General features: G+C 76.0%; 16 protein-coding genes and 1 pseudogene. 1 reads left to right on the top strand and 16 read right to left on the bottom strand.

Annotated features, from left to right (window positions below; all coding sequences use genetic code 11):
• Window positions 1-120 precede the first annotated feature (120 nt).
• From M446_RS39305 to M446_RS28860, 3 genes and pseudogenes are all read right to left on the bottom strand, one after another.
• A pseudogene (locus M446_RS39305) lies at window positions 121-429 on the bottom strand (DUF2793 domain-containing protein); the annotation flags it as partial.
• Window positions 422-4,327, bottom strand: coding sequence for a baseplate multidomain protein megatron (locus M446_RS28865; RefSeq protein WP_012335632.1), 3,906 nt, complete (start codon window positions 4,325-4,327; stop codon window positions 422-424). The gene M446_RS28865 and the pseudogene M446_RS39305, both read right to left, overlap by 8 nt.
• Window positions 4,324-4,806 carry an NlpC/P60 family protein gene (locus tag M446_RS28860; RefSeq protein ID WP_012335631.1) on the bottom strand — a complete coding sequence of 161 codons (483 nt, stop codon included), beginning with the start codon at window positions 4,804-4,806 and terminating at the stop codon, window positions 4,324-4,326. Before M446_RS28860 ends, M446_RS28865 begins: the two co-directional genes overlap by 4 nt.
• A gap of 414 nt (window positions 4,807-5,220) precedes the next feature.
• Between M446_RS28860 and M446_RS37670 the strand changes: the two genes are divergently transcribed.
• A complete protein-coding gene (locus M446_RS37670) occupies window positions 5,221-5,892 on the top strand; it encodes a methyl-accepting chemotaxis protein (RefSeq protein ID WP_050777524.1) in 672 nt (223 codons plus the stop codon).
• Here M446_RS37670 and M446_RS28850 read toward each other — a convergent pair.
• From M446_RS28850 to M446_RS28790, 13 genes are all read right to left on the bottom strand, one after another.
• Window positions 5,865-6,869 carry an inorganic phosphate transporter gene (locus tag M446_RS28850; protein ID WP_012335630.1) on the bottom strand — a complete coding sequence of 335 codons (1,005 nt, stop codon included), beginning with the start codon at window positions 6,867-6,869 and terminating at the stop codon, window positions 5,865-5,867. The genes M446_RS37670 and M446_RS28850 overlap by 28 nt on opposite strands.
• Window positions 6,870-6,876: 7 nt before the next feature.
• A complete protein-coding gene (locus M446_RS28845) occupies window positions 6,877-7,521 on the bottom strand; it encodes a DUF47 domain-containing protein (RefSeq protein WP_012335629.1) in 645 nt (214 codons plus the stop codon).
• A 361-nt stretch (window positions 7,522-7,882) separates the two neighbouring features.
• Window positions 7,883-8,776 (bottom strand): DUF2163 domain-containing protein, encoded by an 894-nt coding sequence (locus tag M446_RS28840; protein ID WP_012335628.1) that lies wholly within the window; start codon window positions 8,774-8,776, stop codon window positions 7,883-7,885.
• Complete coding sequence (locus M446_RS28835) at window positions 8,773-9,408, bottom strand: DUF2460 domain-containing protein (protein WP_012335627.1); 636 nt, start codon at window positions 9,406-9,408, stop codon at window positions 8,773-8,775. Before M446_RS28835 ends, M446_RS28840 begins: the two co-directional genes overlap by 4 nt.
• Before the next feature lies 1 nt (window position 9,409).
• Complete coding sequence (locus M446_RS28830; protein WP_012335626.1) at window positions 9,410-10,678, bottom strand: hypothetical protein; 1,269 nt, start codon at window positions 10,676-10,678, stop codon at window positions 9,410-9,412.
• A complete protein-coding gene (locus M446_RS28825; protein ID WP_012335625.1) occupies window positions 10,662-11,243 on the bottom strand; it encodes a gene transfer agent family protein in 582 nt (193 codons plus the stop codon). Before M446_RS28825 ends, M446_RS28830 begins: the two co-directional genes overlap by 17 nt.
• Before the next feature lie 8 nt (window positions 11,244-11,251).
• Window positions 11,252-11,719, bottom strand: a complete 468-nt coding sequence (locus M446_RS28820; RefSeq protein WP_012335624.1) for a phage tail tube protein — start codon at window positions 11,717-11,719, stop codon at window positions 11,252-11,254.
• A 66-nt stretch (window positions 11,720-11,785) separates the two neighbouring features.
• Complete coding sequence (locus M446_RS28815) at window positions 11,786-12,199, bottom strand: DUF3168 domain-containing protein (RefSeq protein ID WP_012335623.1); 414 nt, start codon at window positions 12,197-12,199, stop codon at window positions 11,786-11,788.
• A 1-nt stretch (window position 12,200) separates the two neighbouring features.
• Window positions 12,201-12,494 carry a hypothetical protein gene (locus M446_RS28810; RefSeq protein WP_012335622.1) on the bottom strand — a complete coding sequence of 98 codons (294 nt, stop codon included), beginning with the start codon at window positions 12,492-12,494 and terminating at the stop codon, window positions 12,201-12,203.
• Complete coding sequence (locus M446_RS28805; RefSeq protein WP_012335621.1) at window positions 12,494-12,814, bottom strand: hypothetical protein; 321 nt, start codon at window positions 12,812-12,814, stop codon at window positions 12,494-12,496. The genes M446_RS28810 and M446_RS28805 overlap by 1 nt, the downstream gene beginning before the upstream one ends.
• Entirely contained in the window at window positions 12,814-13,179 is a 366-nt protein-coding gene (locus M446_RS28800) for a DUF4054 domain-containing protein (protein ID WP_012335620.1), read from the bottom strand. The genes M446_RS28805 and M446_RS28800 overlap by 1 nt, the downstream gene beginning before the upstream one ends.
• A 1-nt stretch (window position 13,180) precedes the next feature.
• The gene (locus M446_RS28795) at window positions 13,181-13,390 is read right to left on the bottom strand and encodes a hypothetical protein (protein WP_012335619.1); all 210 of its coding nucleotides are present in this window, start codon (window positions 13,388-13,390) and stop codon (window positions 13,181-13,183) included.
• Between the two features lie 4 nt (window positions 13,391-13,394).
• Window positions 13,395-14,339, bottom strand: coding sequence for a DUF2184 domain-containing protein (locus tag M446_RS28790; RefSeq protein ID WP_012335618.1), 945 nt, complete (start codon window positions 14,337-14,339; stop codon window positions 13,395-13,397).
• Between the last annotated feature and the right edge of the window lie 7 nt (window positions 14,340-14,346).

Here is a 14,346-nt window from a genome sequence, read left to right as displayed (position 1 = left end):
GGCCGTGGTGCCGATCCCGAGCCGCGCCAGGTTCTGCAGCGCGCTCAGGCTGCTCCGGAAGCCCACCCACGCGCCGCCGCCGGCCGGCCCGGCCGCGCCGGCCGGCCCGGCCGCGTAGGTGTAGAGGTCGCCCTCGTCCACCACGTAGGCCAGCCAGCCCGGCCGGGGGATGAACGACAGCCAGCGCCCGTCCTGGTAGCGCACCACCCGCCCCGCCCAGCCCGCCCAGGCCCCGGTCGGGTTCGCCCCGGCGAGCAGGTAGCGGTCCCCCTCCGCCGCCGAGGCCGGCGGGGCGAGCAGGTCCTTGTCCAGCACCGCGAGCTGCACCAGCGTGTCGAGGCCCATCAGCGCCTCGTTGTGCGTCACGTGCTTCTGCGCCTGCGCGGCCGCCAGCAGCGGCAGCGCCAGGTTGGGGGTGGACTCAGACATCGAGCGTGATCCTCAAGGGGATGCCCCGGCCGTAGGCGGCCGAGACCTGACAGATCGCCACGGTGAGCCGCCGCACCGGGCCGCCGAAATCGGCCGCCTGCTCGGCCACCGGATAGGTCAGGGACGGGCCCGCCGCCGCCAGCCTGCGCCGCACGGCGCCGGTCTCGGAGAGGATGTCCACCGCGTAGGCCTCCGTCTCCTCGGCCAGCGGCACCTCGACCTGGTCCCAGCTGTCCCCGTCCCGCCGCGTGCGCCGGATCCAGGACAGGTCGAGGTCGCCGCTCTCGCGCCGCCGCAGCCGCGCCTGCACGGGCGCGTAGGGCCGCAACCCCGCCCCCGTCACCGTCACGCGGGCCGCGGCGTAGGAGGGGTCCTCCGGACCGCGCGCCGCCGGCCCCCAGCGGAAGTCCTGCGGCAGCCCCCGCGCCGAGGCCGGCATGCCCGACTGCACCAGGGCCTGCGAGAGCACCACGAACGCCGCCCGGGCCGGCGTCGGGGCGCCCATGGCGAACTCGGTGCCGAGCTGCCCGCGCAGGAGCCCGGCGAGCCGGTAGCGGCCCGCCCCCAGCAGGGTGGCGCCGGCCCATTGCAGCACCTCCCACGCGCCCGAGGGCCCGAGCAGGGCCGCCGTGTTGGCGCCGTTCAGGACGTCGAGATCGGAGGCCGAGACCAGCTCGGCGCCGGGCGGCACCTGCACGAACACCTCGTTCACCCGGTCCCAGCGCCCGGTCGGGCCCGGGAACAGGTCGGCCACGAGCTCGCCGATGATCGAGCGCGCCTGGATCAGGGCGTCCGCCTCCGGCGCCCCGCCGGCGAGCGCCCGCAGCACGCTCACCGGCGACCACGGCACCGTGTAGGCCGCGAAGGAGGGCGCGTGGGGCACCGCCTGCGCGCTCAGGAGCGGCAGGTCGAGGATGCGGAACAGCCCCACCCCCACCGCCGCCGGCGGTGCCGGCGCCCGCCCGGTCCCGCCCCCGTCCCGGTAGGCGTAGACCCCCGCATCCGCCCGCACGGCGGAGAAGGGCCGGCCCGCCTCCAGGCCGAGCCGGGTCAGCCGCACCTCGACCGGGCTGCCGGCGAGGTCGAGCGCGACCACGTCCCCGACCTCCAGGGCCAGGGCCGAGGGCGGCAGGGTCGCGGTCACCGCCTCGCGCTCGACCACCGCCTGGTAGAGCAGCGCCTGCGCCAGGCCCCGCGCCGCCCCCTCCTCCAGGCAGAGCGGCAGGCTCACCCGCGACACGGAGGCCGCCCGGCCGGAGAGCCGGCGCGCCTCGACCGCCGCGCTCTGGTAGCCCCGCGCCGGATCGACGAAGCTCAGCGACAGCGCCGCCGGCAGCGCCGCCTCCTCGGTCCGGGTGCGCCGGAAATCCGGGCCCTGGCCCGCGGCGACCAGATCCGCTTGCGTGAAGCGGGCCACCGGCGCCCGGGCCAGCGGCCGGAAGCGCAGCACCCCGCCGCTCTCGACCCCGTCGAAGAAGAACGCGGTGCGCAGCGGCGCCAGGCTGTCGCGCGGGGCCTGCACCTCCGCCACCACGTAGCCGAACACCACCCCGCGCAGGGCCGAGACGTCGACCTCGACCCCCGTGCCCCGGCACAGGTCGGCCACCACGTCCAGCAGGCTGCCCAGGGTCAGCCGGCCGTTGAGCCAGTGCCCGAGCGCGTAGTTCGGCGCGTCGCTCCACACCCCGACCTGGCGCGGGAAGTCCGGGTAGGGCCGCGCATCCCAGGTCCACACGAAGATCCGCTCCGCATCGACCATGCGACCGCCATAGACCGCCGAGACCGGGTTGGCCTCCGGCGCCCGCCAGTGGCGCAGCACCGCCTCCAGGAAGGCGCGCTGCATCGCCACGTCCTGCCGGCCGTTCGAGAAGTACGGCAGGAGGCTCTCCGAGGATTTCGGGTCGACGAAGACGTTGGGCTGGTTGGCGCCCTTGTCGACCGCCGGGCAGCCGAGCTCGGTGAAGCGGATCGGCTTCGACTGCGGCACCCACGCCGTGGCCGTGGCTCGGCGCACCCCGCCCGGCCGGTCGTGGTGGGGGTTGGCCCACCAGGCGCGCAGCTCCTTGAGCCGGAACACCCAGTCCTCGCCGTGGGCGGTGTCGCGGATCGGCACCCGGTTCTGCGCGTCGCGGTCGGCCTGCGTCGGGTAGAACCAGTCGAACAGCTCGCCCCCGGCGACGTTGCCGGCGAGATAGGCGGGGTCGTCGACGCTCGCGAAGCGCCGCGCGTCCAGGTGGCCGAAGCCGTCGCGCCAATCGGCGAGCGGCATGTAGTTGTCGATCCCGACGAAGTCGATGTTGGGGTCGGCCCACAGCGGATCGAGGTGGAAGTAGACGTCGCCGCTGCCGTCCTGCGGGCGATGGCTGGCGTACTCGGTCCAGTCCGCCCCGTAGCCGATCGCCGTGCCGGGCCCGAGGATGGCGCGCGCGTCGGCGGCGAGCGCGCGCAGCTGCGCCACCGCCGGGAAGAGGCCGGGGCCGGAGCGCAGCGCGGTCAGCCCGACCATCTCGGAGCCGATCAGGAAGCCGTCGACCCCGCCCGCCGCCTCGGCGAGCCGGGCGCAGGTCAGGATGAAGCGGCGGAAGCTCCACTCGGCCCTGGCGCAGGTCACCGTGCCGCCGCTCCAGGCGAGGTCGGCCGGGGCGACGCGGCCGAAGAAGGCGGCGACCTGGTCGGCGGCGGCGGGCGTTCCGTCCGGGCTGCCGGGCCGGCCGATCGCCGGATCGCAGGTGACGCGCCCGCGCCAGGGAAAGGCCGCCTGCTCCGGGCCGCCATAGGGGTCGGGCAGGCCGTTGCCGGCCGGCACGTCCATCATCACGAACGGGTAGAGCGTCACCGAGAACCCGCGCCGCTTCAGCTCGCGGATCGCCTGCACCACCGAGAGGTCGCAGGGCGCCCCGCCGATCAACGGGTTGCCGTCCGGGTCGCGGCTGACCCGCTGCGCCTGCGCCCTCGCGAGGCCGCCGGCGCTCCAGGGCAGGTCGGTGGTCTTCCGCGCCGCCTCGGCCTTCGGGACGATGCGGCAGGCCGCGAGGCGCAGGTCCGTGCCCTGCCAGGCGACGACGAGGGAGACGTGGCGGCAGGCCGGCGCCTCGGCCTGAAGCTGGTCGAGGGCGCGGACGAGGTCGACCGCGCCCGAGACGGTGTTCTGCCCGGCGAGCGCCCCGAAGGCGTTCGCGGTCACCGGGGCGGTGGCGTAGACGAACTCGCCCATGGCCGGGATCAGGGTCACGGCGGTGACGAGGTCCTCCAGTGCCGGGCGACCATCGGCGCAGGGCGGGCGGCGGATGACCTCGGCGGTGATCACCGGCACGCGGTTGCCGAAGGCGGCGAGCGGCATGTCCTCGACCACGATGTAGGCGAGGCCGCGATAGGCGGGGGCGCCCCCCTCGACGGCCTCGATCTTGGGATCGGGCCCCTGCGCCTCGTCGCCGAGGTAGATGCGGGCCTGGTAATCGGCGAGCCGCAGCGGCTTGCCGTCGGCGTAGATCTCGCCGATGGCGGTGATCGGCCCCTCGCAGAGGGCGACCGCGAGGCTGACGCTGTACGTGTAGGTGACGTTGTAGGTCTTCTGGGTGGGCGCGCCCTTGCCGCCGCGGGTCTTCACCGTCTCGACGTGCTGCTCCTCGCGGAGCTTGGTGGCCCAGATGATCTGGCCGGCGACGCGGGGGCGGCCGAAGACGCGGGCGATCGCCGCGCCCTCGCTGGAGGCGGTGACGTAGAGCTCGGAGAGGCGCGGCCCCGCGTTGATCTGCGGCCTGGGGCGGGATCCGAACAGGGCGCGGTCGAGGACGCCGCCGAGGCCGGCGCCGGCGACGCCGCCGAGGAGGCCGCCGAGCGGGCCGGCCAGGGCGGTACCGGCGGCCTTGCCGGCATAGGAGAGGACGAGGGTGCTCATGCGCGGAGGCCCGGGAAGCGGAAGGCGTGGGCGATGCGCCGCGACCAGGCGCGGGGGAGGCTGCATTCGAGGACGGCGTGGCCGTCATAGGCGTGGAGCATCCGGGGCGCCGGCCCGGCGAGGGGGGCGGTGAGGATGGCGCAGTGCTTGGCGGGCAGGCCGTCGCGCCAGCGGAAGAGCAGGACGTCGCCGGCCAGCGCCTCGGGGGGCGGGATCTCGGCGAGGTGGCGGCGGGCGGCGTCGCGCAGGGGCTCGGCCGGGCCGTCCGGTCCGAGCGCGGCGCTCTCGGCCCAGCCCGGGGCGTAGGGGGGCGGCTCCTCGGGGCTGCGCCCGTAGAGTTCGGCGTAGACGCCCCGCACCAGGCCGAGGCAGTCGCAGCCGAGCCCCTTCAGCGCCGCCTGGTGGTGGTAGGGCGTGCCGCGCCACGCCCGGGCGGTCGCGACCACGCGGGCGCGGGTGAGATGAGGATCCGCGTTCATTCCGGGCACCCGTGCACGGGCGGCCCGGATGGAAGCCGCCTATCGCGACCGCACCCGAACGCCCACGATCGATGTCCCTCGACGGCTACGGTGCGGCGCATCTCTCGCTCAACGAGATGATGAAACCGACCAACGAGGTGCTTACGCGCCTCTCGGATTACCAGCTCCGTGAGACGCGCAGCGAATTCGAGCGTGCTCGGATCTCCGCGGCATGGGCCAAGATGGCGCTGACCGCGTGCCTCGCGCTGGCCGTCGTCGCGAGCGTGCTCGGCTTGGTCACCGTGCTGGTCGGCGTCACGCGCCCGCTCCTCGCCGCGACGGCGACCATGACGCCGCTGGCCGGGGGCGACCTCGCCGTGCCGGTCGAGGGCACCGCGCGCCGCGACGAGATCGGCGCGATGGCGCGCCGTCCAGGTGTTCAAGGACGCGATGATCGCCAAGCGCGAGGCGGACGAGGCCGGCGCCGTCGAGAACGCCGCCAGGACGCGCCGCGCGCAGGTGCTCGACGCGCTCACCCGGCAGGTCGAGGCGCAGGTCTCCGCCCTGACGCGGGGCCTCTCCGCCTCCTCGGCCGAGATGGCGGTGATTGCCCGCTCGATGAACGGGACCGCGGACGCGACGACGGCGCACGCGGTCTCGGTCGCCTCCGCGGCGGAGCAGGCCGCCGCCAACGTGCAGACCGTGGCCGCGGCGAGCGAGGCGATGGCGGCCTCGATCCAGGAGATCGCCGGCCAGGTCGCCCGCTCCTCCGCCATCGCCGAGCGCGCCTGCGAGGACGCGGAGCGGACCGACGCGATGCTCCGTCAGCTGTCGGCCTCGGCGGAGCGGATCGGCGACGTGGTCGCGCTGATCGCCAGCATCGCCGGGCAGACGAACCTGCTGGCGCTCAACGCCACGATCGAGGCGGCCCGGGCCGGCGAGGCGGGGCGCGGCTTCGCGGTCGTCGCCAGCGAGGTGAAGGCGCTCGCGGGCCAGACCGCCGCGGCGACGGAGACCCTCGCCGGGCCGCCCTCCTCGGCCCGGTCCGGGACGGGGAACCGGCCGCGGCAGGGCGCCGGTCAGGAGATCAGCGCCGTGAGACCGTAGGCGCCCGCGCCGATCAGCGCCGCCGCGGGCAGGGTGAGCACCCAGGCCACCACGATGTTGCTCGCCACCCCCCAGCGCACCGCGGAGGTGCGGCGGGCCGCCCCCACCCCGATGATCGCCCCGGTGATGGTGTGCGTGGTCGAGACCGGGATCCCGAGCCAGGTCGCCCCGAACAGCGTCAGCGCCCCGCCCGTCTCGGCGCAGAAGCCCTGCATCGGCGTGAGCCGCGTGATGCGCGAGCCCATCGTGCGCACGATCCGCCAGCCGCCCAGCAGCGTGCCGGCCGCCATCGCCGCCTGGCAGGACAAAACCACCCAGAGCGGCACGAAGAACGCGCTCCCGAGGTGCCCCTGGCTGTAGAGCAGCACCGCGATGATCCCCATCGTCTTCTGCGCGTCGTTGCCGCCGTGGCCGAGCGAGTAGAGCGAGGCCGAGACGAATTGCAGGTGGCGGAAGGTGCGGTCGACCGCGAAGGGCGTCGAGCGCACGAACCCCCACGAGACGATCAGCACCAGCAGGAGCGCGAGCAGGAACCCGAGCAGGGGCGAGAGCACGATGGCCGCCGCGGTCTTGCCGAGCCCGCCCCAGACCACCGCCTGCCAGCCCGCCTTGGCGATCCCCGCCCCGACGAGCCCTCCGACGAGCGCGTGCGAGCTGCTCGACGGGATGCCGAGCACCCAGGTCAGCACGTTCCAGGCGATGGCCCCCACGAGCGCGCCGAAGATCACGCGGGCATCGACCAGGCTCGCCTCCACGATGCCGGTGCCGAGCGTCTGGGCGACGTGCAGGCCGAAGAACAGGAAGGCGATGAAGTTGAAGAAGGCCGCCCAGACCACGGCGTAATGCGGCCGCAGCACCCGGGTCGAGACGATGGTGGCGATCGAGTTGGCCGCGTCGTGCAGGCCGTTGAGGAAGTCGAACAGGAGCGCGAGGGCGATGAGGCCGGTGAGCGCCGGCAGCGCGAGGGCGTCGGTCATCGCCGCCCTACACGTTCTCGATCACGATGCCGCTGATCTCGTTGGCGACGTCCTCGAAGCGGTCGACCACGTCCTCCAGGTGACCCAGGATCTCGCTGCCGACGATGTAGGCCATGGGATCGGTCCGCCCGTGCGCGCGGTAGAGGGACTTGAGGCCCTGCTCGTGCAACGCGTCGGAGCGGCCCTCCACCTTGACCACCAGCTCGGTCAGCATGGCGAGGCGGCCCGCCTGCGGGCCGATCGCCTTCAGGAGCGGCACGGCCTGGGCGGTGAGCCGGGCGGCCTCCAGCACCGTACCGCCCAGCTCCTGCATGATCGGATCGAACCGGCGCACATCGAACAGGGTGATGGCCTTGGCGGTGCGGTTCATCTGGTCGATGGCATCGTCCATCGACTGGATCAGGTCCTTGATGTCGCCGCGGTCGAACGGGGTGATGAAGCTGCGCCGCACGGCCTGCAGCACCTCGCGGGAGATGTCGTCCGCCTCGTGCTCGCGCTCGGCGATGATCCGGCAGTAGCGCGGCACGTCCTCCCCGCCCTTGAGCAGGTCCTGCAGCGCCTCGGCCGCCGCGACCAGGGTGTCGGCGTGCCGCTCGAACAGGTCGAAGAAGCGGTCCTCCTTCGGCATCAGCGCGCGAAACCAGCCCAGCATGCCCCACCTGCCTCGTCCGACCGCCCGCAGGCGCTTCTCTGGAAAGCCGGCTAACTTGCAAACAGGCCGTTTGTTCGTCCCGAGCGGGTCGTGCCGAGCCCGGCCCGAACCGGTCCGGACCGGGCACGACGGTCCTTGCCGCTGCGGCAGGCGGGCGCGCTCGGGACTGGTCTCGGATGCGGTCCCGGCTCCGCCGCAGGCGCGCGGATCGGACGCTCCCCGGTCGCTCCGGCCTCGGCGGGCGGATGCTTGGCGGTGACGCGCATCCCGCGGCGCGTGGACGGGCCGATCCGGCATGGACCGGGCGGCCGGACCGGGCGGCCGGCGCGCCGGCGGCCTCCTTGCTGCCGCAGGCGCCCGGCTACCGCAGGCGCCCGCCGTCATTGCCGGCCTCGTCCCGCCTGGAGGACACCGCGTAGTCGTTGCCCGGCAGGTCCGGGAAGCCGCGGAAATTGACCGCGTTGCCGAACTTGGTCCGGCAGCTGCCGAAGGACTTGTCGCAGCCGGCCGTGACCGTGAACGCGTCGCCCGCCGCCATCGCGGCCGGGGCCGGCTCCCACAGGTCGAGGAGCGCGGCGGCGCCGGCGACCCCGCGCTGATGCGCCCGCACCTCGACCACCGCGTTCGCATTGGCGCCCCGCGTCCAGACCAGCCGCCCGGCCGTGAACCAATCCGTGCGGAACGCGTCGAGGCCCGCGGCCAGGAGCGTCCGCGGCGAGCGCACGGCCGCGACCGTGCCGGTGCCGCGGTAGGCGGCTCCCGTCGCGTCGATCCCGCAGCGCGCATCGCCGAGCAGCGCGTCGCAGGAGCGCTGATAGAGCCGCCCGGTCGGCTGGCCGAGGCGGTCCGCGAGCCCCCGCACCTCCGCGGTGAAGCCGCAGGCACCGCGGGACACCTCGCCGAGATGCCCGCACAGCACCGGCACCGCGTTCGCCGGGGCGGACCAATCCACCCACCACACCGCCACCGCCGCCCCGTCGTAGAGGCCGCGCGCCAGTTCGCTTTCCGCCAGCCGCCCGGAGCGGAGCGCCCCCATGATCTCGCCCGTGTCGGGGCTCAGGCCCGCGCCCTGCTCCAGGGCCGAGCCGGTGGCGCCGGTCTCGGCCGCGCAGGGAACCCCGTCGCAGACCACGTCCTCGTCGTGGTCGGTGAAGCCGAGCCGCATCCCGTCCGTGCGGGTCAGGATCCAGCAGCGGCAGAGCGTGGTGACGCCGCTCGCGAGGCTCGCGGCGAGGGCGGGAGGCAGGGATCTCACCGGCGCAGCTCCAGGATCGGGATGTCGGCGACCACGCCGGCCAGCACCGCCTGGTGGTCGATCTCCAGGCGGTCGGTGGCGAAGCGCACCGGCACGTCGAACAGGAACCCCGCCGTCACCGCGGCGCCCGCGGGCGGGGCCTGCGCGAGGGTGACGCGGCCGGTGGTGGCGTCGACGGCGAAGCCGGAGGCCGGCAACTCGGCGCCCGCCACCGCCACCCGGACCGAGCCGGCCACCGGCTTGACGATCGGGCGCGTGTAGGGGGCGAAGGCCGCCCCGTAGGTCTTGGCGAGCGGGAACACGGTCGCGGCGCCGTCGCCCGTGCCGAGGGGCTGGTCGGTGGCGGCGGGCGCGCGGCCGAAGGGGCCGGAGGCGTGGTCGAAGGTGTCGCGCCAGCGGAAGCCGTAGAGGGGCCCGCGGCGCTCCTCGAAGAAGGCGATCAGGAGCGCGATGTCCTCGGCGCGGCGGAGCGCCGGCCCGGCATTGTAGGCGCGCCGAGAGTGGCGCCAGAGGCTGTTCCTCTCCTCGTCGCCGGAGCCGAGCGTGACGATCTCGGTGCGCCGCTCCGGCCCGCCGCGGGACCCGTAGAAGAGGGCGAGCGGAAAGCGCACCTCGTGGAAGGGCGAGGCCATGTCACTGCCCCCGCAACCCGCGCTGGACGGCGCGCGCCAGGGCGGCGGTGACCTGCGCCTCGGCGCGCGCGAAGCTCGGCGCGTCGGGCGTCTGCACCACCACGCTCACCTGGATCGGGGCGGGCGCGGGCGCCGCGGCCGGGCCGCGGGCCGCCGGGACGATGCGGCCGGGCTGGAGCGGCACGAAGGTCTCGCGGCCGCGCTCGCCCACCGTGTAGGCCACGCCCGGCACCACCGGCCCGCCCTCGGCGCGGCCGGTCGGGTTGAGGTCGAGGCCGAGGCCCTTGGCGGCCTCCCCCAGCAGGTCGCCGCCCGCCCCGCCCCTGGCGAGGAAGCCCTCGACGGTGCGGTCGATGCTCCGGGCGGCGAGCGTGATGGCGAAGCGGGAGAGCACCGCGTTGAGCCGCTCGCCGTCGAGGATCGCGCCCTTCAGCGCCCCCGAGAGGGCGGAGCCGAAATCCCGCGAGGCCTGCTGGAAGGCGCGCTGCGCCCGCTCGGCGTCCTCGACCTGCTGGGTCGCCGCGCCGTAGGCCGCCGCGACCTTCTCAACCTCGGCCGTGAGGGCGGGGGTGACGGCGAGATCCGCCTTCTTGGCCGCGTCGAGGAGGCGGAAGGCGGCCTCGGCCCGGGCGGCGGCGCCCTCGGACAGGCCGAGCGTCTCGGCCTCGACGCGCAGGAGCCCGGTCCGCTTGGTGAGGCGGGCGACCTCGGAGCGGAAGGCGTCGCCGTCGGGGGCCGCGGATGTCCCGGGGCGCGCCGCGGGCGGGGATGCCGGGGCGGCGCCCTGGAACGCGGGCGCCGCGGCCGCGGGCGCGGGGGCCCCGGCGGGTGCCGGGACCGGGAGGGCGGGCGGGAGGGCGCGCGCGGGTGCCGGCTCCTCGGCCTCCCCGGCGCGGGTCGGCCCGGGTTCGGCGCCGGACATCCTCCGGGCGGGGGCGCGGGCGCCGGTCGGCGGCGCGGCTTGCGGCGGCGCGCCGGATACGGAGGAGGCCGGCGGCGCGGCCGCGCCGCCGGCAGGGCGGGGGGCCTGGGCGGCGGGGACGGCGGACGCCGCGGCGGGGGCCTGCGCCACCATCCGGACGATCTCGCCGCGCACCCCCTCCCCGGCCCGCGCCATGGCGGCCTGCATCCGGGCGGCGCTCGCCGCGACGGCCCGCTCGGCCTGGCCGAGGGCGCGCTCGGCCAGGGGCGCGGCCCGGTCGAGGGCGCGCTCGTAGGCGTCGAGATTCGCCTCCAGGGAGACGACGAGGCGGTCAAGCTCGGTCGGCATGCGGGGCTCCCGCGGTCTCGGCCCGGATCCAGGCCCAGAGCCGGTCCTCTTCGGCGGCGCTCATCGGCTCGGGCCCGTCGGGGCCGTGGGCCCGGTTGAAGCCGTCCAGGTAGGCGGCGAATTGCCAGAGGCTCATCGCCCGCAGGTCGGCGACGGCGAGGCCGAGGGCGGCGGCGGCCTCGTAGAAGGGCGCGAAGGCCATGCGCCCGTCCGGGCGGGCCGGCGAGGGCCGGGTCCAGCGCCCGACCTCCTCGTCCTCGGCGCCGTCGAGGCCCGCCGCGAGGGCGAGCGTCGCCGCCGCGATGACGGTGAGGCAGGGCAGGCCGTCGAGGCCCGCCGCGAGGGCGTGGGCCTCGCCGACGCCGAGGCCGCCGCCGACCAGGGCGACGCGCAGGGTCTCGGCCACGTCCCGGAAGCGGTAGGGCCGCCCGGTCCGGAGCCGGTGCAGGAGGTCGGCGGGGCCGAGGCCGGTCGCCTCCTGGAGGGCTTCCAGGTCGCCGATCGCGAGGCGGAAGCGCCGGACCGCGCCGCCGAGGGCGAGGTCGACATGGCCGTCGCGGCTCATCGGATCCGTCAGGGCGCGGCCGTGAACGGCACCGGGCCGCTCGACTGCAGGGCGACCGTGACGGTGCAGCGCTCGCCGCGGATCGCCCCGACCTCGAAGCTCGTGAGGTGGAACAGCCCCTCCCAGTGGCCGGCGCCTCCGGCGCCGGTGCCGGCGCCTCCGGTCCCGTCCCCGGCGACGTCCACGCGGGTCCGCACGGGGCCGTCCGCCTCGAAGGCGGCGCGCCAGCGGCCGAGGCTCTGGCGGGCCATCACGCCCTTGCCCGAGATGGTCACGGATTTCGAGACCACGTCGCGGGCGACGAACGGGGCGGCGTCCTCGTTGACTGCGTCCGGGATGGCGACGCTGTTGGTCTCCTTGCTGAAGGAGACGGAGCGCTCGGTGAGCCCGACCGGCGCCTCGAAGGTACCGGCCCGGTCGGGGCTCTCGAGCTTCACGGAGACGCCCGAGAAGGGCAGCGTGGCGGCTTCGGTCATGGCGGGATTCCTCGTGGGGGGTCCGGGGACCGCGTCCCCGGCGGGTCCGGGGCGGCGCCCCGGGGGTCAGGCGGCGGCGACGGCGGAGAAGCGCAGCACCGCGTGCCAGGAGGCGGGCCCCTGGGGCTCGGGCACGTACAGGCTGCGCTCGTGGGCGATCCAGAGGAGCCGGCCGCGGGACAGGCGCAGATCGGCCTCGTCGAGGGCGGCCGCGGCCGCGGCGGCGAGGCGCTGGATGGCGCTTGTGCCGCGCTCGCCGCGGGCGAAGGCGTGCAGCGTGATGCGGCAGGTGCAGCCGACCCAGCCCTCGGCCTCGTAGGGGCGGGTCTCGACGGGGTCGAGGCGCAGGAAGGGCCAGTCCTCGCCCGCCCGCACGTAGTCGCGCACGCGGCCCTGCACGAGGGCGCAGAGGGCCGGATCGGCGGCGAGCCGCGCCATCACGGCCTGGCCGAGGGGTTCGCCGAGGTCGAGGCTCGCCATGTCAGGGCTCCGGGTCGGGGGGCTTGCCGGGCGGCGGGTCCGCCCGCAGGCAGTCGATGAGGGGCCCGAGCACGGGCCGGGCGGGCCGGGCGGCGGTGCCGAACTCGCGGGCGGCGAGGCCGGGCCCCGCGACGGTGAGGGCGAGGCCGGCCGGGGTCGGGGCCGGGCTGCCGGCGAGGCCGGGCGGCAGCCCGGCCAGGATCGCCCGGCCGGCGGCGTCGAGGCGGGCCCGAACCCGTGCGCGGTCCCGCCGCCTCACCGCGTCGAGGCGGGCCCGCAGGCGGGTCGCGTCCATCAGGCCGGCCTCCCCTGCAGGAGGAGGTGGCTGCCGGCAGGGTCCCGCTCCACGGCGGTGATCCGCCAGCGGCCCTCCGGCAGCGTGATCTCGTCCTCGGGCGTGGGCGGCGGGTCGAGGCCGGGGAGGAGCAGCATCAGGCTGATGCGGCGGCCGGGGAGGCCGGGGGCCTCCTCGCCCGCGCCGAGCGCCTCGACGCGGCAGCGGACCGGGACATCCGCGAAGCCGCCCTCCTCCCGGGCCCGGTGGAGGAGGCCGTCCCGGCAGAGGGGATCGGCGGCGGCGGCGAGGAGGGCCGCGAGGCTGTCGGGGCGATCCATCACACCACCGCGATGCCGGGGCTGGTCAGGCGCAGGAGGTCGCGGAACCGGCGCCCGTAGGAGGTCTCCGCGAGGGTGCCGGCCGGGTCGGGTCCGGCCTCGCCGGCGCCGCGGCGCTCGACCGTCAGGGTGCCGCTGCGCAGGAGCCGGGGGCGCCCCGCCCGGATCCAGGCCCCCTCGGCGCCGCCATGCCCGTCGAGGGTGAGGAGGTGCGCGGCGTAGAGCATCCGGGCGAGGCCGGCCTGCGGGAGGGCGGCATCGACCCGGGCGCGGGCCTCCGCCAGCGCCGGGGCGACCGCCTCGTCGGGCAGCCCCGCGAAGGCGGGGAAGCGGGCCTTGAACTCCGCCGGTGCGGGCGCCTCCATCTCAGGCCTCCCGGGGCCGGGCGCGCCGGCGCGGGGCCGGCTCCCCGGCGATCTCGATCTCGCCCGCCGCCTCCCAAGCCCGCAGGAGCGGATCGTTGCGGTCGAGGAGGTCGAGCTCGGCGCTCTCGCCGGGCGCGAGGCGGCGGGGCGCGGCCTCGCCGCGCACCCAGAACAGCCGGGCGCCGCGGGCGCGGTTCGTCACCTGCACCATGGCGTCAGATCCCGTCGAGGTAGCGGAAGGCGCCGGGGCGGCGGATGTCGAGGCCGCCGAGCCGGAAGGCGCCCGGCACGTCGAAGCGCCAGGGGCCGCTCTGCCAGGCCGGGAAGAACCGGAACGGCATCGGCAGCCAGAGCTTCAGCACCGTGGGGTCGCGCCGATAGGCGACCATCCGGGCCGAGCCCCCGGCCCCGGCATTCTCCAGGCCGCGCACGCCCAGGATGGTGAGGTCCTGGCCAGTCTCCAGGGTGTAGACGTTGTGGCGGCGGATCCAGTCGAGGATGGTGACCGGGTTGACGGCGTCGATGCGGCGCAGGCCGAGGCCGAGCATCTGCTCGTAGGGCAGGAGCAGGGTGTCGGCCATCTCCACGGTGGCGGAGGCGGTGAAGAGGCCGACGAGCTGCCCGTTGACGTCGGCGAGGATCTGCTCGGGGGTCTTGCGGGCGAAGGCGGTGGCGCCGCCCTCCCCGGTGGCGGCGGCGAGGCCGGTGGTGACGGCGGGGTGGTTGAGGAGGCCGGAGAAGCCCTTGCCGGCGTCGCCGAACAGGGCGACCTGGTCGATGAACTCCTCCGAGGCGAGGCGGGCGGCCTCGGCCTTCTCGCTGCCGAGATTCATGCCGAGCAGCTGGGCCTTGCCGAGTTCCTCGAGGTCGTAGCCGTAGCCGATCCCGGCCATGGCGACCGCGGTCTCGCTCTGGCGGCGCAGCACCTCGGCCCGGGGCACGTCGCTCGCCGCCCCGTGCAGCCAGGCGGCCTGCCCGACCCGGTCGGACGAGAAGTAGGTCACGGTCGGCACCCATTCGGGGGCCGCGGTGTCGACTGGGATCAGCCGGGGATAGCGGATCGCCGGGTAGAGGCTGCGATAGACGCCGGGCTCGATGAAGGCCTGCTGGCTGACCAGGAAGGCGAGGGCCCGGGGGGCGTCGGTGACGAGGGCGGTCACGGGGATC

This window comes from Methylobacterium sp. 4-46 (assembly GCF_000019365.1).
Lineage (GTDB): Bacteria > Pseudomonadota > Alphaproteobacteria > Rhizobiales > Beijerinckiaceae > Methylobacterium.
The sequence above is the reverse complement of the archived record's forward strand: the minus strand, read 5'-3'. Positions and strand labels throughout refer to the sequence as shown.